Annotated in this window: 1 protein-coding gene; it reads left to right on the forward strand. The window is 65.3% G+C overall.

All coding sequences use genetic code 11. The annotated features are described in order from the left end of the window. On the forward strand, positions 1-251 hold a 251-nt coding region (locus ACLJNW_RS27070), incomplete at both ends, for a hypothetical protein (RefSeq protein ID WP_410961639.1).

A 251-nucleotide genomic window follows, 5' to 3' on the forward strand; every position in this document is an offset into this window, starting at 1 on the left:
GCGCCGCCCTACCTGATTCCCGACAACATCAAGGCGGCCGATGCGCCGGTGCGCTATCCGTTCCTGTGGAACGCGGCGCGGCAGAACAAGACCCAGTGGCCCGGCTTCGCCGCCAACGGCAACGACCTGCTCGGCCTGGCGCGCAATGTCGGCGAGGTCTACGGGGTGTTCGCCACCTTCCACCCGCAGAAGAGCAAGTTCCACCTGCTGGGCATGGACTACCTGAAGATCAACTCGGCCAACTTCCACGG

Origin of the sequence: Salmonella sp. SAL4457, from assembly GCF_046548235.1 — a bacterium.
In the GTDB taxonomy this organism is placed as follows: domain Bacteria; phylum Pseudomonadota; class Gammaproteobacteria; order Enterobacterales; family Enterobacteriaceae; genus Salmonella; species Salmonella enterica.